17 protein-coding genes and 1 pseudogene are annotated in these 17,005 nt (G+C 72.3%); 10 read left to right on the top strand and 8 right to left on the bottom strand.

The features are described 5' to 3' along the window. Positions 1 to 37 precede the first annotated feature (37 nt). From ACFYXS_RS31835 to ACFYXS_RS31820, 4 genes and pseudogenes are all read left to right on the top strand, one after another. A complete protein-coding gene (locus tag ACFYXS_RS31835) occupies positions 38 to 952 on the top strand; it encodes an NADP-dependent oxidoreductase (RefSeq protein WP_389254458.1) in 915 nt (304 codons plus the stop codon). A 310-nt stretch (positions 953 to 1,262) separates the two neighbouring features. Further along, positions 1,263 to 1,793: a YceI family protein gene (locus tag ACFYXS_RS31830; RefSeq protein WP_389254456.1), complete on the top strand. Its 531-nt coding sequence runs from the start codon at positions 1,263 to 1,265 to the stop codon at positions 1,791 to 1,793. A gap of 282 nt (positions 1,794 to 2,075) precedes the next feature. Continuing rightward, a complete protein-coding gene (locus ACFYXS_RS31825; RefSeq protein ID WP_389254454.1) occupies positions 2,076 to 2,306 on the top strand; it encodes a hypothetical protein in 231 nt (76 codons plus the stop codon). Between the two features lie 92 nt (positions 2,307 to 2,398). Next, a pseudogene (locus ACFYXS_RS31820) lies at positions 2,399 to 2,589 on the top strand (NADPH-dependent oxidoreductase); the annotation flags it as partial. A gap of 281 nt (positions 2,590 to 2,870) precedes the next feature. Here ACFYXS_RS31820 and ACFYXS_RS31815 read toward each other — a convergent pair. The 4 genes from ACFYXS_RS31815 to ACFYXS_RS31800 all read right to left on the bottom strand — a co-directional run bounded on the left by ACFYXS_RS31815 (position 2,871) and on the right by ACFYXS_RS31800 (position 6,051). Continuing rightward, positions 2,871 to 3,215: a hypothetical protein gene (locus ACFYXS_RS31815; RefSeq protein WP_389254773.1), complete on the bottom strand. Its 345-nt coding sequence runs from the start codon at positions 3,213 to 3,215 to the stop codon at positions 2,871 to 2,873. A gap of 317 nt (positions 3,216 to 3,532) precedes the next feature. Beyond that, a complete protein-coding gene (locus tag ACFYXS_RS31810; protein WP_389254451.1) occupies positions 3,533 to 4,546 on the bottom strand; it encodes a pyridoxal-phosphate dependent enzyme in 1,014 nt (337 codons plus the stop codon). Positions 4,547 to 5,015: 469 nt separating this feature from the next. After that, a complete protein-coding gene (locus tag ACFYXS_RS31805; protein ID WP_389254449.1) occupies positions 5,016 to 5,465 on the bottom strand; it encodes an NAD(P)H-dependent oxidoreductase in 450 nt (149 codons plus the stop codon). 310 nt (positions 5,466 to 5,775) lie between these two features. Then, complete coding sequence (locus ACFYXS_RS31800; protein ID WP_389254447.1) at positions 5,776 to 6,051, bottom strand: hypothetical protein; 276 nt, start codon at positions 6,049 to 6,051, stop codon at positions 5,776 to 5,778. Between the two features lie 272 nt (positions 6,052 to 6,323). On the opposite strand from ACFYXS_RS31800, the gene ACFYXS_RS31795 reads away from it, so the two are divergent. Beyond that, on the top strand, positions 6,324 to 6,926 hold the full coding sequence (locus tag ACFYXS_RS31795) for a cadmium resistance transporter (protein ID WP_389254445.1): 603 nt from the start codon (positions 6,324 to 6,326) through the stop codon (positions 6,924 to 6,926). An 86-nt stretch (positions 6,927 to 7,012) separates the two neighbouring features. On the opposite strand, the gene ACFYXS_RS31790 is transcribed toward ACFYXS_RS31795, so the two are convergent. From ACFYXS_RS31790 to ACFYXS_RS31775, 4 genes are all read right to left on the bottom strand, one after another. Next, positions 7,013 to 7,585 (bottom strand): YbhB/YbcL family Raf kinase inhibitor-like protein, encoded by a 573-nt coding sequence (locus ACFYXS_RS31790; RefSeq protein ID WP_389254443.1) that lies wholly within the window; start codon positions 7,583 to 7,585, stop codon positions 7,013 to 7,015. Beyond that, a complete protein-coding gene (locus tag ACFYXS_RS31785; RefSeq protein WP_389254441.1) occupies positions 7,582 to 8,151 on the bottom strand; it encodes an isochorismatase family cysteine hydrolase in 570 nt (189 codons plus the stop codon). Before ACFYXS_RS31785 ends, ACFYXS_RS31790 begins: the two co-directional genes overlap by 4 nt. A gap of 56 nt (positions 8,152 to 8,207) precedes the next feature. Beyond that, positions 8,208 to 9,884 (bottom strand): MFS transporter, encoded by a 1,677-nt coding sequence (locus ACFYXS_RS31780; protein ID WP_389254743.1) that lies wholly within the window; start codon positions 9,882 to 9,884, stop codon positions 8,208 to 8,210. 132 nt (positions 9,885 to 10,016) lie between these two features. Next, positions 10,017 to 10,457 (bottom strand): MarR family winged helix-turn-helix transcriptional regulator, encoded by a 441-nt coding sequence (locus tag ACFYXS_RS31775; protein WP_389254439.1) that lies wholly within the window; start codon positions 10,455 to 10,457, stop codon positions 10,017 to 10,019. 147 nt (positions 10,458 to 10,604) lie between these two features. Here ACFYXS_RS31775 and ACFYXS_RS31770 point away from each other — a divergent pair, with 147 nt between their 5' ends. From ACFYXS_RS31770 to ACFYXS_RS31750, 5 genes are all read left to right on the top strand, one after another. After that, on the top strand, positions 10,605 to 12,113 hold the full coding sequence (locus ACFYXS_RS31770) for an FGGY-family carbohydrate kinase (RefSeq protein ID WP_389254437.1): 1,509 nt from the start codon (positions 10,605 to 10,607) through the stop codon (positions 12,111 to 12,113). 281 nt (positions 12,114 to 12,394) lie between these two features. Beyond that, positions 12,395 to 14,131, top strand: coding sequence for a diacylglycerol kinase family protein (locus tag ACFYXS_RS31765; RefSeq protein WP_389254435.1), 1,737 nt, complete (start codon positions 12,395 to 12,397; stop codon positions 14,129 to 14,131). Between the two features lie 34 nt (positions 14,132 to 14,165). Beyond that, positions 14,166 to 15,119: a YihY/virulence factor BrkB family protein gene (locus ACFYXS_RS31760; RefSeq protein ID WP_389254433.1), complete on the top strand. Its 954-nt coding sequence runs from the start codon at positions 14,166 to 14,168 to the stop codon at positions 15,117 to 15,119. Positions 15,120 to 15,153: 34 nt separating this feature from the next. Continuing rightward, a complete protein-coding gene (locus tag ACFYXS_RS31755) occupies positions 15,154 to 15,960 on the top strand; it encodes a phosphatase PAP2 family protein (RefSeq protein ID WP_389254431.1) in 807 nt (268 codons plus the stop codon). A 129-nt stretch (positions 15,961 to 16,089) separates the two neighbouring features. Continuing rightward, positions 16,090 to 16,995: an SDR family oxidoreductase gene (locus ACFYXS_RS31750; protein WP_389254429.1), complete on the top strand. Its 906-nt coding sequence runs from the start codon at positions 16,090 to 16,092 to the stop codon at positions 16,993 to 16,995. The last annotated feature ends 10 nt before the right edge of the window (positions 16,996 to 17,005 follow it).

The following is a 17,005-nucleotide window of genomic DNA, read 5'->3' as shown; positions in this document are numbered from 1 at the left end:
GACCGGATGTGCTGCTACTCACGCTGGAGGCTGACCCATGCAGGCAATAGTGTTCGAGGAATTCGGTGGGCCCGAGGTGCTCCGGCTCAAGGAGATCGAGGAGCCCCACGCGGGTCCGGGCGAGGTCCGCATCGCCGTGCGGGCGATCGGCGTCAATCCCGTGGACTTCAAGCTGCGTCGCGGCTGGTTCGAGGAATTCATGCCGACGCCGCTGCCGGCCGTGCCGGGTCTCGAGGCGGCCGGGGTCGTCGACGAGGTCGGGGAGGGGGTCACCGGCTTCGCCCGCGGCGACGAGGTGGTGGGCTGGGTGAGGGGCGGTGCCTACGCCGAGTACGCCCTTGCGGCCAACGTCGTGCGCAAGCCCGCGGGAGTCAGCTGGGAGCAGGCCGTCGCGCTGCCCCTGGCAGGCGAGACGGCCGACCGTGTGCTGCGCGAACTCGACGTGAAGAAGGGGGAGACCGTGCTGGTGCACGGTGCCGCCGGCGTCGTGGGCTCACTCGCCGTGCAGCTCGCCGTGGCACGCGGCGCCGCTGTCATCGGTACCGCTTCCTCCGCCAATCACGACTACCTTCGTGAACTCGGGGCCGTCCCGGTGGCCTACGGCGAGGGACTGGTCGAGCGTGTCAGGGCCGTCGCCGACCAGGGTGTGGACGCGGTGTTCGACGCCGCGGGCTTTGGGGCGCTGCCCGACTCGATCGAGTTGCGGGGCGGCACGGACCGCATCGTCACGATCGCCGACATGTCGGCCCAGCGGCTCGGCGTCGCCATGTCGCCCGCGCCCACGACGACGCCCGAGGAGACAGCCGCAGTGATCCGCACGCAGCTCGCAGGAATCGCCGACGGCACACTGCGCGTACGGAGCGACTCGGTCCTTCCGCTGGCGGAAGCGGCCAAGGCCCAGCAGAGGAGCGAGGGCGGCCACGCTCGCGGCAAGCTGGTGCTCAAGCCCTGACGGCGTCCCGTGGCCCGGGCAGCGGCCTACCGGAGGCGTCAGCGAGGTTTCGGTACGGCTGCAGGCGGGCCGGCGCGCGTCGGCCACGGCGTGAAACGAACGGCTGACCGGCACCGCGACGCCCGCCGGCCTGAGCCGGTCCTGCTCGATCATCAACCGCCCCACGTACAGCGGTCGCCTGGCCCCGTGACGAATGCGCATGGGCGCGACTGCTCCTCCGCCGGCCTGCGTATTTCCCGCCCTTTCGCCGGTCGATCAAGAATCAGCGGTCCGAAGCAATCCTTCGGATTTGTTCTCGTCAAGGAAGATCATGAACCAGTCATCAGTCCAGCAGTTTCTCGATACCGCGGCCGGCAGGGGAGTGTGGACGCTGGATCCGAAGGCGAGCAGCGTCCGACTGGCAACCAGGACGATGTGGGGCCTGGTGAACGTCAAGGGCACATTCGACCGGGTCTCCGGTCAGGGTCACGTCGGGCCTGACGGCTCCATTTCCGGCGTGCTCACCATCGACGCGGCATCCATCAGCACGGGTCACGCGAAGCGCGACAAGCACCTGAGGGGCGCGGACTTCTTCGACGTCGAGAACTACCCCGAGTTCACGGTCCGGGTGGCCGGGGGTACCGTCCGGGGGGCCGGCGTAGACTTCCGGACCGAGTTCACGATCAAGGGCGTGACGCGAGATGTCCCCCTCACGGGAACCGTCGACCGGCTTTCGGCCGATGCGGTGACCCTGACCGTCGAGACGGGGATCGACCGTGCTCGGTTCGGGATGGACTGGAACCAGCTGGGGATGATCAAGGGCCGCACCACGGTCGCTGTCAGAGCCGTCCTCTTCCAGTAGAGCCCTCGGGGACAGCGACACGGTTTGGGGGGAGGCCGGTCGCCCGGCCCGCCCCGGCCTGTGCGTACCGGCTCGCCGGTAGTGGCGGGCTCCGTCCACCCTCCTGGCGGAGCCCGCCGCCAGGAGGACGAGCCCCGGCACAGGTCCGCTCGCCGGAACCGCTCAACGAACTCGGCGAGCAGGTCCGCCGGGCAAGTGGATTGCTCCGACTGTGCCCGCTCGGGCTGTTTTGTGCCCCGTTCGGCGGGAAGCCGAACGAGGACACAGTGAGGAGTGACTCCGGTGGATCTGCCTGATGACACAACTCCGGCGCCGGTGACGCTGGAGCTTCCGATTGCCGACTACAAGCACCTCCCGCGGATCTCGGTCGAGGACCGGGTGGGCAGGCTGGATCAGGACGGCGCGGAAAAGGTGCTCCGGTACGAACGCGAACACCGGGACCGGACTCCGGTCATCCAGCTGCTTCTCGCCCGGCTGCGGCAGCTCCGCATCAGCGGGGGCCAGGCCCGCTGATCATTCCATGCGTGCTCCGTGCTCCGCGGGTTGGCCGTGTGCCATGGACAAGACTCCGCTGCGCGCGCCGGCCTTGCTCTGCACGCGCAGTCCTGGTGCTGTCCACCCCGATCCGGCTGGGCCGCCCGTGCGGCGTCGCCCAGCGGGTGCTGGAACGCCCGGACGGTGAGCTCTCCCCGAATCCGGCGACCAGGGCCGCCCGCTGACGTACGGCAAGGTCGCGGCGGTGTGTTCGGTCGGCGACGAGGGCGGCGCGGACAAGGTCAGTGCGGACGGGTTCAGGTCCTGGACACGACGCCCGACGCGGTGGCGTCGCTGCTTCCGCGGTCCGTGCCGCCGAGGCGGAGGCCCGACCGGCGGCGCTGGACACCACCGCCGTCAGGGCCGTGGAACACCGCCTCGGCATGATTGCCGAGCCCTCTCGGACCGTGGCGGCGGACGGCTCTGCACGCCGCCCAGGCCCTCTCCTGGCCACGCGGCTGCCAACGGGCGGCACGGCCGGAGCAGGCACGGTCCAGGGCTGAGGGCTTGCGCGCTGCCGCCGTCGCGGTCGCCGTGGGCACTTCAGCCGGGTGTCCCGTCGGCGGCGTGGCGGAGCGCTGCCTCGGCGGTCCTCAGTCTGTCCAGCAAGGCGGTCAGGGCGTCGTTCCAGCGCGCGGTGCCTTGCTGCTCGGCGAGGAAGGCGCGCAGGGCCGGGATCTCGTCCGCGGCGAAGGATTCCCGGCCCGGGTTGCAGGCGAACTGCAGCAGCGGGATCTCCAGCTCGCCGTACCTGGCGCGGTCCGTCGTGAACAGCCAGGCACCCAGGGCCAGGGCCGCGGTGCCTTCGTCAGCGGTGCATCGCAGGCTCACCGAAGGCTCCACGGCGAACTCGACCGTGGAGACGCCGTGCGGTGTGAGCAGGACCATCCGTGCGTGGGTCGGACCCGTCTGGACCGTTTCGAACACGTCTGCCGACCGCGAGAGTTCCTGACCCCGGCAGGTGCCGCAGCTGTCGTGACAGCCGGGCCGCGAGGGGGCGGTCCCGCCCTGTGCCGTGTCGGCATGGGCGTACACGGGGTGCTTGCACTCCCCGCAGACAGGCATGGTGTCTCCCGTTGGTTCGGTCCGGTGGGCGGGTTCTCCACGGGATGTGGTGTGACCCTTCATGGACCTCAACACACGGGCGGTGCTTGTCATGCCCGCCTGGCCCGGCGGGCCGGTGGCGCGGACGGTCGCGTCGCGCGCTACGAGATCGAGGGTCGCACGGTCCGTGGAGTCGAGACCGCCAGCGTTTCCTGCAGCTTCGCCAGCGTCGCCCCGTGCCCGAAGAAGCCGGCCATTCCCCCCGAGTGCAGGAAGATCGTGCGCTGCCCCGGGAGTACGTCGCCTTCCTCGATCGCCGCGAGGAGGCCGGCCATCGCCCGCCCGGTATAGATCGGGTCCAGCACGATGCCCTCGGTGCGGGCGGTCACGGTGAGAGCCGCCAGCGTGGCCTCGGTCAGGGCCGCGTAGCCCTTGCCGACCTGGTCGAGCCTGAGCCGCAGCGTTTCGGGCGGACAGCCGATGCCGGACAGACCGGAGGCCAGGTCGGCCACCACACGTCCGGGATCGGTGACGGCTCCGCAGTGGACTCCCATGACGCGTGCCGTGCCCAGCGGACCGAGAAGGCCCGCCATGGTGCCTCCGGAACCGACCGCGACGACGACCGTCGCCAGATTGGGTGCCTGTACCAGCAGTTCCCGTCCGCACTCCTCGTATCCGCGGGCGCCGGAGACGCTCGAACCCCCGAAGGGGATCAACGACGGCACGGCGCCCTGTCGCCGCAGACGCCCGACCACGTCTTCGGCGACGGAGGCGAGTTCCTGGTCGTCGACGTCGCCGGCCCAGACGACCGTGGCGCCGAACAGACTGTCGAGCGCGAGGTTGCCGGACGTCGAGGATCCGGGTGTCCCGGCGAGCACGAGGACGACGTCGAGTCCCAGCCGTGCCCCCGCGGCAGCGGTCAGGCGCGCGTGGTTGCTCTGTGGTGCCCCGGTGGTGACCAGGACGCTCGCGCCGTTGGCGAGTGCCTCACCGCAGGTCCATTCGAGTTTGCGCACCTTGTTCCCGCCGCCGCCCAGCCCGGTGAGATCGTCCCGCTTCACCCACAGGTCGTCGGGTCCCAGGCCGACGGCGAGGGCCAGTCGCGGCATCGGTTCCAGTGGAGTGGGCCACGTCCCCAGGACGACCCGAGGCGCAGGCTGACTTGCCGAGCTCATCGCCGTCCCCGTCTCCCCCTGGCCGTTGCGCGCGACCACCGGTGTGATCGCCTCCGGGCCATCCTGCCATCGCGCCCCAGCCCGGCTGACCGGAAGGATCACCCCGCCGGGTATCGGAGGTCCGCCGACGTCGCACCTCGCCGGTGAACCGGGGCCCGGGTGCGAGCGGGGCCCCGGAGCCCGGGCCTTCCCGTCCGTTTCCGTCGTGGCAGCGGCAGGCGGTCCGCGCCGTCGGTGTGACCGCCGCGGTCACACGGACGTGAGCGAAACGATCGTTCCGTTCGTCCCCAGGTATCACGGATGCTGGGTGCATCAGGGTCCGACGGTTGCGTCCTTGGAAGTGGGTGTACGGATTCGGCCGGATCCTCGGTTCGTCCCGGCGACGCCGGGACGACGGCACCCCGCTCCTCCCCGTGATCGGGAGCGGGGTGCCGCCGCACCGCCACCACGACGGCGGCGGTGCGCCGCGTCACGTACCTGACGGGCCGCCCTGCCGCGGTGGCGCGCCGCCCGCGGCAGGCCTCATCAGCGGGGAGTCGAAGTCGACGTCCGCCGCGGTGCGTTCCGCGCGTGTGGCGTTCCCGCCGAAGCGGTGCTGGTAGCCGGACCAGGCGTTGTCGGTGATGGCGGTGCTGACGCCGGTGGTCATCAACGTCGCGAGCGCGGTGGCCGCCCGCGCGATGCGCTCGCCGAGCGCTGAGGCGCCCCAGTCCTCGGGTGCGGCGAAGACCGAGGTGGGCACCGTCAACGCACGCAGGAAGGCGAGCACCGGGCGCAGTTGCCCGTCGACGACCAACGCGTGGCGGGAACTGCCGGTCGCGGCCGCCAGAGTGGGCTTGGCGACGATCAGGTCGTTGTCGATGACGTCGAAGAACGACGTGAACAACCCGCTGACACCGGCGGTGTAGACCGGCGCCACGGTGATCAGACCGTCCGCGGCGGCCAGTTGCCGATGGCCGCCTTGAGCTGTTCGCCCGGGAAGCCGGAGACGATGGCCTGCGCGATGTCGACGGCGATCGGAGCCAGTTCGATCACCTGGATCGTGGGGATCCGGCCCTGCCGGCGGATCAGTTCGGCGGACTGCGCGTACGCACCTATCCCCTGAGGGTCGGGCCGGCCCTGCCCCCTCAGGACGCGGTCGGACGCTGCTGGACGGCATGCCGTCGGCGCGACACGCGCCGGGTCCGGCAGCGCCCGCGGCCCGCCGCGCGCCCCGGGCGCTGTGCGGTTCAGGTGCTGGTGCTGACGTGACCCCAGAGAATCCGGCCGCCCATCAGGACATGGTCGCCGAAGTACAGGCCGTACACGATCAGGGTCGCGCCGAACGCCGTCGCGATCGCCCGCTTCAGCCAGTGGTGCCTGCCGCCGACCATGGGGACGACGACGAACGCTTCGTTGAGGAAGCGGGTCGTCCGTGCGGGGATCACCACCAGGCAGCAGCCGAGCCCGACCATCGCGCAGACGGCCAGGATCGCGACCAAGGTCGCTCCCGCGAAGCCGCGCACTGTTCCACCTCCCACATTGCCCGAACACGGCGAAGGTAGGCGCCTGGGAGCGTGCGCGACCGGCCTATGCACGGCTTTTCGACAGGACGCTGACGGCCGCTTGGCGACCGGTGGCTGTGCGGAACGGAACGCATGCCGACGGCCGGCGCCGCCCACGGGCGAGGGCGCTGCCTCCCGTCGCGGGGCGGGAGGCGTGATCCGGGTGGCGGCACCGTCACCCGCACCGGGTACCGTCGCATGGTCCCCGGCTTCGAGAGGAGGACGACCTGCCCGTGAGTCCAGGCATCATCGGACAGCCGGCCGGACTGTTCGCCGTCACCAACATCGACGACATCCTGGTCCTGGCGCTGTTCTTCGCCCAGGGCGCCGGACACCGCGGCTCCACCGGCCGCATCGTGCTCGGTCAGTACCTGGGCTTCGCCGCGATCCTCGCGGTCGCCGTGGCCGCCGCGTTCGGCGCCACGTTCCTGCCCGGGTCCGCCGTCCCCTACCTCGGTCTGCTGCCGTTCGCACTGGGTCTGAAGTCCGCGTGGCAGGCGTGGAAGGACCCCCGCGAGGGCGGCGGGGAGGAGAAGGCGCGGGCCGAGGGGGGCGGTCCGACGCCGCTGGAGGTCGCCGCGGTGACCTTCGCCAACGGCGGCGACAACATCGGCGTGTACGTTCCGGTCTTCGCCACCGCGGGTGCCGGCGGGATGAGCGTGTACGCCGTGGTGTTCCTGGTGCTGGCGGCGGTGTGGTGTTCCGCGGGCCGCTACTTCGCGACCCGTCCGGTTGTCGCCAGGGGCCTCGCCCGCCGGGGTCACATCCTGCTGCCGCTGGTTCTCGTCGCCATCGGCCTGCTCATCCTCGTGGAAGGCGGAGCCTTCGGGCTCTGACCCGGACGGGGGCTGTGTGGTCTCCGGTAGTGCCGGAGACCACACAGCCCCGGCGCGCGCCGCCCGGGGGCGGCCCGGCCCTGGCTTCAGCGTTCGAAGACGCCGGTCAGCCGGCCGCGGCCGAGGACCGGGGCGGTGACGGCACGCAGGAGGACACGGGGCCGTACGCGGTCCACTGACGTTGTGTCAGGTGTGTCGCCCACGGGGGTCGACAGGGCGAACAGCTCGAAGACGTAGCGGTGTGGCCCGTGGCCCTTGATGGGCGCGGGACCGTGGTAGCCCCGTCCGATGGTGGAACGCAGCACCCGCACCCCGGGGCCGGGTTGCCGCGAGGCCAGGGCGCCGGGTTCCAGGTGTCCGGCTGCCGGGTCGATCAGGGCCATGCAGTGGACCGCGGGCTTGGCCAGGGGGACGTCGACGTCCTCGACGACCAGCAGGAGCTGTGCGGTACCGGGTGGGAGCGGGGACCAGGCAAGGTGGGGGGACAGGTCGGCGCCGCCAATGTGCTTCGCGCAGTGTTCCAGCGGCATAGATCCGCCGTCGCCGAAGTGCCTGCTGGTGAGCGTCAGCAGGTCGGGGCCCCGCAGGTTGGGCAGGTTCCAGGCCGTGTGGGCCTCGCCCGCCCTGCGGTTGGTCAAAAGTCTGCCGAGCAGGCTCATCGCGTCGCCTCGATCATGTCGACGACCTCGGCGGCGGTGGCGGTCTCGCCGATCTTCGGGAAGACGCGCTCGACGCTGTGGCGGTGGGCTTCGGCATCGGGGTCGGTCATCGCGTCGGTGGCCAGGACGACGTGGTAGCCGTGGTCGGACGCCGCGCGTGCGGTCGACTCGACGCCCGAACCGGTCGAGATCCCCGCGAGCACGATCTGCGTGACGCCCAGGTCGCGCAAGAGGGTGTCGAGCCCGGTGTCGTGGAACGCGCTGCGGCGCCGCTTGGTGATCAGATGGTCGGTCGGCTGGACGTCGAGTTCGTCCATGAGGTCGGCCCAGCCGGTCGGCAGTGCGGCCGTTCGGCGCGCGGACCGCCCGCCGTCGGTGCGCCCCGGGGCGCGGCCGGTGACGTTGACCAGGACCACGGGCAGGCGGTGCCGGCGGAATTCGGTGGCCAGGCGGGCGGCGTGCTCGACGGCGTCGGTGACCGCGGGAGCGTCCAGCGCGGAGACGATGCCCTTCTGCAGGTCGATCACGACGAGCGCGGACCCGGGGTCGATCGCTGTGAGTGTCATGGAGGTGGGTGCTCCTGTGGATGTCGGCTGGTTGCGGGGGCGGAAGCGTGGCCGTCTCAGCTGCCCGGCGTCCCTGTCAGGCCTTCGGTCGCAGGGGCGAAGGCGTCGGTGGAGGGCCGCCGCGGTTTCGAGGACGGGGCGGCCCGCCCGGCGCCGCGGAGGAGGGAGGCGACGGCGGCGAGGAGGGCGAGAGTGGCGCCGAAGGCGAACACGATCACCAGGCCGGAGTGGAAGGGGCCGGCGATCAGCCCCGGGAAGAACTCGCGGCCGGTCAGGCTCTGTTGCTGTACCGCGGTCAGGTGGGCGAGCGTGCCGCTGGGCTGGAGCAGGTGCTGGATCGGATTGACGCCCAGTTGGGCGGCGAACAGGGACGAGACCGGTGGCAGGCCACCGACCTGGGTGGCGACGTGGGCCGGCACACCCTGCTCCTGCAGGCCGGCGGTGAGGGTGTGCGGGAGGCTGCCGGCCAGTCCGGCGATCATGAGGGAGAAGAACACGCCGATCGAGACGGCGGTGCCGGAGTTCTGGAAGGTGGCGCGCATACCGGAGGCGACACCGCGCAGTTCTGCGGGAACGCTGCCCATGATCGAGGAGGAGTTGGGGGAGGCGAACATGCCGTTCGCGATCCCGTTGAGCGCGATCAGCAGGGCGAAGACCCAGTAGCTGAAGTCGATGGGCAGCGCCATCAGGCCCAGGAAGCTGGCGCCGAACAGCAGCGCGCCGCCGGTGGCCAGGCCCCGCGAGCCGAGCCGGTCCGACAGGTACCCCGAGACGGGGCCCGCGGCGAGGAATCCGGCGGTCAGCGGCAGCATGAAGATGCCGGCCCACAGCGGAGTGTCGCCGTAGTCGTAGCCGTGCAACGGAAGCCAGATGCCCTGCAGCCAGATGATCAGTACGAACTGCATCCCGCCGCGGCCGATCGAGATGGCCAGGCCGGCCAGATTGCCGAAGGTGAAGGCCCGTTGGCGAAAGAGTCCCAGCCGGATCATCGGCGCGGGAACGCGCCTCTCGATGACGACGAATGCCGCCAGGAGGGCCAGCCCGCCGACGATCAGCCCGTCGACCAGCGGGTTGGTCCACCCCATGGTGTGGCCTTCGTAGGGCTGCAGGCCGAAGGTGACCGCGATCAAGGTCGCGCTGAGGCCCACTCCGAAGGTGATGTTGCCCCACCAGTCGATCCTGCCGCCGCCTCGCCTGCCGGTCTCGCGCAGCGTGCGGTAGGCCCACACCGTGAAGAACACGCCGACGGGCACGTTCACCCAGAACACCGCACGCCAGTCCCAGGCCGACAGCAGACCGCCGGCGACCAGGCCGATGAACATCCCGGCCAGGCCCGCGACCTGGTTGATGCCCAGGGCGAAGCCGCGCTGCTCCTTGGGGAAGGCGTCGGTCAGGATCGCGGCGGAGTTGGCCGTCAGCATTGAGCCGCCGACGGCCTGCAGCACGCGCCAGGCGATCAGCCACATCGCTCCGTGGCCCCCGTCGAAGGGGTCGAAGGACAGCAGGATCGAGGCGAAGGAGAAGACCGCGAATCCGCAGTTGTAGATCCGGACCCGGCCGTACATGTCTCCCAGACGGCCCACCGTGACCACCAGGACGGCCTGGACCAGCCGGTACCCCATGATCATCCACAGCAGGTAGGCGATGTTGCCCGGAGCCAGCGGGTCCAGGTGCACGCCGCGGAAGATGGCCGGCAGCGCGATCAGCACGATCGAGCCGTCCAGCGCGGACATGAAGACGGCCGCCGTCGTGTTCGTCAGCGCCGTCCACTTGTACCGGTCGCCGGCCGCCCGGCGGGCGGTGTGCGCCTCGGGAGGGTCAGGTATCAACGCGCTTTCCTCCGGGTTTCGGTTCTTCGTCCGGCGTCAGATGTTCTGGGCCAGCCGCTCCAGCAGCGGGGCAGCCGCGGCGAGCTGCTCCAGTTCGGCCGCGGTGAACGTGCCGCCGGTCAGGGCGCGAGCGAGGAGTTCGGTCCGCGCGTTGCGCTTGTCCTTGAGCGCCTGGAGGCCGGCGGCGGTCACCGTCAGCACCGCACGCCTGCCGTCCTCCGGATCCGGGTGGCGCTCGACCAGACCGCGGACCCGCAGGGCGCTGAGCGTCGCCCCCATGGCCTGCGCGGTGATCTGCACTTCCCGGGCCAGTGCGGAGGAGGTGGTGGGGCCCGAGCGTTCCAGATGCGACAGAGCGGTCCGCTCCGGCATCGTGAGCCCGCCCTCGGTGGGTACTTGACGTACCCGCCGCAACAACACGCTGAGGCTCGCCAGCAAGGCTGAGGCGACGACGGCGGGGTCCAGATCATCGTTCATATGCTAAGGCTACTTTATCAATCAGCCTTAGGGAATTCGCCCCACCGTCCGACCGGGAGGGGGGCGCCCTCATCCGCCACGTCGTTCGGCGCCCGCCCCGGCGGGCACGGGGAGCCGGCACCTGGCCCGGTCGCCCTACCGTGAGGTGTGACGTTTCTCGGTGTCGACATCGGCACATCCAGCAGCAAGGGCGTCCTTGTCGACGCCTCCGGCGAGGTGATCGCGACCGCGGCGCGCACGCACACCGTCTCCCGCCCGCGACCAGGACACGTCGAGATGGATCCCGAGGGGTGGTGGTGGGAGTTCTGCGGCATCACGCGCGAACTCCTTCCCGCCGGTGGGCGGGTGGAGGCGATCGGAGTCAGCGGCATGGGCCCGTGCGTCTGCCTGGCCGACTCCTCGAACCGGCCGCTGCGTCCGGCCATTCTCTACGGTGTGGACACGCGGGCCGTCGCGCAGATCGCCCGCCTCGACGCCGAGCTCGGCCGCGCGGCCGTCCTCGACCGATGCGGAAGCGTGCTGTCCACCCAGGCGGTGGGGCCGAAGGTGGCCTGGGTGGCAGAACACGAGCCGGAGGTGTTCTCGGCCGCCCGGCGGCTGTTCATGCCGGCCTCCTTTCTCGCCCACCGGCTCACCGACGCCTATGTGCTCGACCACCATTCGGCCAGCCAGTCCGTGCCGTTCTACGACGCCCGGGCGCAGGACTGGTACCGCCCATGGGTGCACGCGGTGTGGCCGCACGCGGAGCTGCCCGAGCTGTGCTGGCCCGGTGACCAGGCCGGAACGGTGACGGCGGAGGCGGCCGCGGCGACCGGGCTCGCGCAGGGCACGCCCGTCCTCGCCGGAACCGTCGATGCCTGGACCGAGGCCGTCAGCGTCGACGCGACCCGGCCGGGCGACCTGATGCTCATGTACGGCACGACGATGTTCCTGATCGCCACCGTCGCCGCGGACTTGCGCGTACCCGAGTTGTGGAGCACCGCCGGAGCCTTCCCCGGCACCCGCTCGCTGGCCGGTGGCATGGCCACCTCCGGAGCGGTGACCGAGTGGATGCGGAGCCTGTTCGGCTCGCCCGGCCGCGATGTCCTGCTGGCGGAGGCGGCCGACAGCGGCATCGGTGCCCGCGGCCTCGCGATGCTCCCGTACCTCGCCGGCGAGCGCACCCCGATCGCCGACCCCGACGCTCGCGGGGTGATCGCGGGTCTCACCGTCGAGCACACCCGCGGCGACCTCTACCGGGCCGCGCTGGAGGCCACCGCGCACGGCGTACGCCACAACATCGAGGCCATGCGGCAGGCGGGTGCCGAAGTCGAGCGGGTCGTCGCCGTCGGCGGGGGCACGCGGGGCGGGTTGTGGACCCAGATCGTCTCCGACGTCACCGGACTGCCCCAGGACATCCCCTCCGTCACGGTCGGCGCGAGCTACGGGGCTGCCCGGCTTGCCGCCCGGCTGACCGATGACGCGGCAACCGCGACGTGGAACCCCGTACGTGAGCGGTGCGTACCGGACGCGGCCGCGGAGGCCGGGTACGACGGGCTGCACCGCCTGTACCGGGACCTGTATCCGGCGACGCTCGACACGGTCCATGCCCTGGCGCGGCTCCAGCGGGGAGGCGAGGGGGGCTCGGCTCCGAACGGTCAGAGGATCGGCGGGTGATGACTGTCAAGGTGCGGCCGGCGGGGTTGCCGGCCGCGCGCCGGCGTGGGCGATTCGGAAGGCGGCGACCGGGGGCCCGTGCTTGCTCGCGGTCGTGCGCGGCACCATGCGCCCAAGGCCCTGGAGCGTCCGTGGGTGTTCCTGGGGTTCAGGGCGCCCTGACGATCCGCGACTTCGGGCAGGAGCCGTGGCCTCCTCGTCGCCCGACACGGCGACGGCCATGCCTGCACCCGCGCCAGGGGGACCGCCATTACCTGACGAGGGCGGGTAAGACGCCATCCATGAGGACTGATAGCGGTGCGGCCGTGATCCGGCCGCGGTGGTTCCTGCTGCTGCCCCTGCAGTGGGCGCTGCTCGTGGGACTGGGTGCGCTGGTCACCGCCCCGTGGGCAGCTCGCCGGCCGTTGTCGGCGGAGAACGGGGTGAACCGGGCCCTGGCCGCACACCGCACCGAAGTCGGCAACACCGCCTCACAGGCGCTGTCGACGATCGCCGGAACCCAGGGCGTCATCGCCGTGACCCTCGTCTGCGTGGTGGCGCTGCTCGTGCTCCCGCGACGCCCGCGGTGGGGCGACGCGCTGTTCCTCGCGGGAGCGGTGGCCGCGCAGTCGGCGGTCTTCGTCCTGGTCACCCTGTGCGTGAACCGGTCCCGCCCGGACGTCGCGCACCTGGAACAGGCGCCGCCGACCTCGAGTTTTCCCTCCGGGCACGTGGGCGCCGCGCTCGCCCTCTACGGGGGACTCGCGCTGCTCGCGGCGGCTCTTCTGCGCGGCCCGTGGCGGCTGCCGGCGGTGGTGGCGCCGCTGCTCGTTCCGGCCGCTGTGGCGGTCTCCCGGCTGTACGCGGGGATGCACCACCCCACTGACGTCCTCGGCGGTCTCCTCAACGGTGCCTGCACCCTGTTCGTCATGACCCGGGCCGTGCCGTCTGCCGGCCGGTTCACCTTCGGGCCACCCGGCCCCCGCCTCCCCGCCGACGCGGCCGCCGCGGCCGCCGCCACGGGGCCCGGCGGCCGCCGGGCCGTCGTCGTACGGCATCCGCACGCCTGCCCCGACGAACTGGCCGCGAGGGTCCGCGCCGTCCTGAACCGCCACGGCTACACCGAACAGCAGTGGACGTCCACCACCGTGGAGCGCCCCAGCGGTGAACTGGCGGCGCTGGCCGCGGTGCCCGGGACCGCGCTGGTCGTGGTCTGCGGCGGCGACGGCACCGTACGCGCCTGCGCGGGCCCCCTGGTCGGCACCGGCACCGCGATGGCCGTCGTGCCCTGCGGCACCGGCAATCTGCTCGCCCGCAACCTCCACCTGCCCACCGACGCGGCCGCCGCGCTGGAGCAGGCGCTGGCCGGGGAGCCCGCCGGCATCGACGTGGGCCGGGTGCACGGCGACGGGCTGCCCGCCACCTGCTTCACCGTCATGGCGGGCGCGGGCCTCGACGCCGCCATGGTGCGCGACGCGTCCGACCGCCTCAAGGCGCACCTGGGCTGGAGCGCCTACGTCCTGTCGGGAATCGGTCATCTCACCGACCCGCGCATGCGTCTGACGATCCAACTGGACGGTGGCCCGGTGCTGCGGCGCCGCGCGCGGATGGTCCTGATCGGCAATGTCGGCGCCCTCCAGGGCGGGCTGCCGCTGCTGCCCCGGGCCCAACCCGACAGCGGATTCCTGGACCTGGTGCTGCTCAACCCCCGTGGCCCCGCGGGATGGGCGGCTGCCGCGGGATATCTCGGAGCGCGCATGCTGCCCCGCCGCCGTGCGGAGGCCCGCGGTACCGGCACCACGACCGGCCCGCTGGTGGCCCACGGGGCGCTGGAGTACCACCGGGCCCGGCGGATCGACATCGCCTTCGCCACACCCCAGGCACGCGAACTCGACGGGGACGTCGTCGCCGACGGCACCCGGCTGACCGTCCAGGTGCAACCGGCGGCCCTGCGCATCCACCTCCCCGCCTCCGGCCCGGCTCCCACGCCTGCCGACGCCCGCACCCCGGCCGACCGGGCCCTCACCTCCGGCAGTTGAACCCCTCCCACCGCCACCGGCACCAAGGAGAACGATGGGCACAGCCACCCGCGTCCCGCAACGAGCCGATGTCCGGGGCGACGAACTGTCCGGCGACGAGGCATGGGCCGCGCTGCGCCGTTACGGCGGCTGGGCCCTGCTGCGCGACTCCTTCGTGCGGTTCCGCTACGCCGACGGCTTCAGCCACTCGCGGGCGCTGGCCCTGCAGACGGTCCTGTCGATCGTCCCCCTGGCCATCGCCGTGATCGGTCTGTCCGGTGTCCTGCACACCGACGACATCGGCCGCGTCGCCGAACTGACCATCCGCCGGATCGCCGGCGGACCCAGCCAGGACGTGATCGACGACGCCCTGCGGCAGAGCCACGAGCACACCGACAGCGGCGGCCAGGCGGCCCTGTGGCTCGGGCTGCTGTTCTCCGTCGTCAACGTCACCACCGGCCTGTGCCAGGTCGAACGCGGGGCCAACCGCATCTACGGCGTGGAACGCGACCGTCCCTTCCTGCGCAAGTACAGCCGCGGGCTGGTGATGGCCCTGCTGGCCGGCGCGCCGCTGGGCCTCAGCTTCGTCCTCACCGTGCTGGGCGCCGACCTGACCCGTGCCCTCGCGGAGGTCTACCACCTGGGCACGGCCACCACCCACGCCTGGGACGTCCTGCGCCTGCCCCTGGGCATCCTTCTCGCGATGCTCGCCACCAGCGCGATCTTCCGACGCTCACCGCGCCGTGCCCAACCCGGCTACACCTGGCTCGCGTTCGGGGCGACGGTCTACCTGCTGCTGTGGAGCGCGTCGACCTGGGCCCTGAGCCTGTACGTCGGGGCGAGCGGATCCTTCACCAGCATGTACGGGCCCCTCAGCGCCTTCGTCGCCCTGTTGCTGTGGTCCTACCTCACATCGGTCGCGCTCTTCCTCGGGCTGGCGTTCGCCGCGCAACTGGAGGCGATGCGAGCCGGCGTCGCGCCACCGGCCGGCGACGACCCCGGTGTGTGACGAACCGCCCGAGACAGCGAAGGACTCCGCGCCCATGACACCGCACTTCCCCCGCCACTTCCCCCGCCATTTCACCTGGAACTTCACCCGCCACTTCGGCCCCGACGCCCGGCTCGGCGCCCGCCTGGTGGCCGTCACGACCGCCACCGCCGTCGCGGCCGTGCCCTTCGCTCTCGCCGTTCTGCTCGTGGAATCACGGTGGCCGCCGCTGCGCCGCCTGGACCAGGGCACCGCCGGTCACCTGCACCGCACCGCCCTGGACCATCCCGGCCTGGTACGTATCCTGCGGTTCCTCACCGACGTCGTCTGGAACCCGGTCACCCTGCGCACGCTGGTCGCCGTCCTGGTGGTGTGGCTGCTGACCCGCCGGGCCTGGCGACTCGCCGCCTGGGCCGCCGTCACCGCTGTCGCCGGCGGACTGACCGGGCTGCTCGCCAAGAACACCGTGGAACGCGCCCGCCCCCACCTGCCGGACCCGGTCGCCCACGCTCCCGGCTTCTCCTTCCCCTCGGGCCACGCAATGACGGCCACCACCTCCTGCGCCGTGCTGCTGCTGGCCCTGCTCCCCCTGGTGCCCAGGGCCTGGCGCCCGCTGCCGTGGGCCCTGGCCGGGACCACGGTGCTGGGCGTCGGCTGGACGCGGGTGGCCCTGGGCGTGCACTGGGTCAGCGACGTGATGGGCGGCTGGCTGCTGGGCCTGGTCGTCGTCACCGCTACCACACTCACCTTCCAGGCCTGGCGCGCCGACATCGGACGCCCCCTCACCACGCCCGCGCAAGGCCTCGAGCCGGAGCTCATCCGGGCCCGCCCCGAACCACCGTCCGACACCTGGCGGCCGTGAACCTCCGGGTCCGGGGGCTCGGCCGGCGCGCGCCGCGCGCCCCGGCGCGCCCCTGCTCCTGCCTCTGTGCGCTCCTGTGGGCGGAGCGCCCGCCTGCCACCATCGACGCGGGCGGCCGGGCTCGCGGCCGTGACGGCGACCGTGGACGACGGGGGACGCATGACGCGGCGATGGCTGGTGACGGGGTGTTCCTCGGGACTGGGGCGGGCGCTGGCGGCCGCTGTCGCCGAGGCAGGTGACCTGGTGGTGGTGACGGCCCGTGATCCGTCGGCCGTGCGGGACCTGGCGGCCCGGTTCCCGGACCGGGTGACGACGGCGGCCCTGGACGTGTGCGATCCCGGGCAGTGCGAAGCGGCGGTGGCGCACGCCGTCGCACGCTTCGGCGGACTCGACGTTCTGGTGAACAACGCCGGGGCCGGCCTGTTCGGCGCCGTGGAAGAAGTGACCGACGACGAACTGCGCGCGCAGTTGGAGGTCCTGGCGGTGGCACCGTGGCGCCTGGTCCGGTTGGCGCTTCCACTGATGCGGCGCCAGGGTTCCGGCCACATCGTCAACGTGTCCTCCCTGGCCGGACGCATGGGGTTCCCGGGCCTGTCCGCGTACGTGGCGGGGAAGTACGCGCTGGAGGGGATGAGCCAGGCACTCGCGGCGGAGGTCGCGCCGTTCGGGATCCGGGTGACCGTGGTGCAGCCCGGCCAGTTCGCGACCGGGTACGGAGCCGCCCTCGCCGAGACCGGCACCCGTCTGTCCGCTTACGCGCAGAGCACGGGGGAGGTGCGCGCGGGTCTGCGGGGCATGGAGGACAATCCCGCCCTCAACCGCCCCGAGCTGTTCGCCGCCCAAGTCCTGCGCCTGGTGGCGGCGGACGCGGCACCGGTGCGAGTGCCGATCGGGGCGGATGCCCACGCCCTCGTGGGCGCGATCGAGGAGTCGGCGCGCGCCGAGTTCGCGGCCGCCCGTGCCTTCGCCGAGGACACCGGGTCGCCGGATTCGACGACGCGGGCGGCAGCCACGGTGCCCGCGCCGGTCACGTGAGGACGCCGCC

The organism is Streptomyces sp. NPDC002574, assembly GCF_042889545.1.
Taxonomy (GTDB): Bacteria; Actinomycetota; Actinomycetes; order Streptomycetales; family Streptomycetaceae; genus Actinacidiphila.
This window is presented reverse-complemented; position numbering and strand designations above follow the sequence as displayed.

Bases quoted from the DNA above. Each gene is read 5' to 3' on its own strand.
- ACFYXS_RS31785 (WP_389254441.1), bottom strand. From the start codon at position 8,151: ATGACACTCACAGCGATCGACCCCGGGTCCGCGCTCGTCGTGATCGAC.
- ACFYXS_RS31765 (WP_389254435.1), top strand. From the start codon at position 12,395: ATGAGGACTGATAGCGGTGCGGCCGTGATCCGGCCGCGGTGGTTCCTG.
- ACFYXS_RS31790 (WP_389254443.1), bottom strand. From the start codon at position 7,585: ATGAGCCTGCTCGGCAGACTTTTGACCAACCGCAGGGCGGGCGAGGCC.
- ACFYXS_RS31830 (WP_389254456.1), top strand. From the start codon at position 1,263: ATGAACCAGTCATCAGTCCAGCAGTTTCTCGATACCGCGGCCGGCAGG.
- ACFYXS_RS31755 (WP_389254431.1), top strand. From the start codon at position 15,154: ATGACACCGCACTTCCCCCGCCACTTCCCCCGCCATTTCACCTGGAAC.
- ACFYXS_RS31760 (WP_389254433.1), top strand. From the start codon at position 14,166: ATGGGCACAGCCACCCGCGTCCCGCAACGAGCCGATGTCCGGGGCGAC.
- ACFYXS_RS31775 (WP_389254439.1), bottom strand. From the start codon at position 10,457: ATGAACGATGATCTGGACCCCGCCGTCGTCGCCTCAGCCTTGCTGGCG.
- ACFYXS_RS31815 (WP_389254773.1), bottom strand. From the start codon at position 3,215: ATGGTCCTGCTCACACCGCACGGCGTCTCCACGGTCGAGTTCGCCGTG.
- ACFYXS_RS31810 (WP_389254451.1), bottom strand. From the start codon at position 4,546: ATGAGCTCGGCAAGTCAGCCTGCGCCTCGGGTCGTCCTGGGGACGTGG.
- ACFYXS_RS31835 (WP_389254458.1), top strand. From the start codon at position 38: ATGCAGGCAATAGTGTTCGAGGAATTCGGTGGGCCCGAGGTGCTCCGG.
- ACFYXS_RS31780 (WP_389254743.1), bottom strand. From the start codon at position 9,884: ATGTCCGCGCTGGACGGCTCGATCGTGCTGATCGCGCTGCCGGCCATC.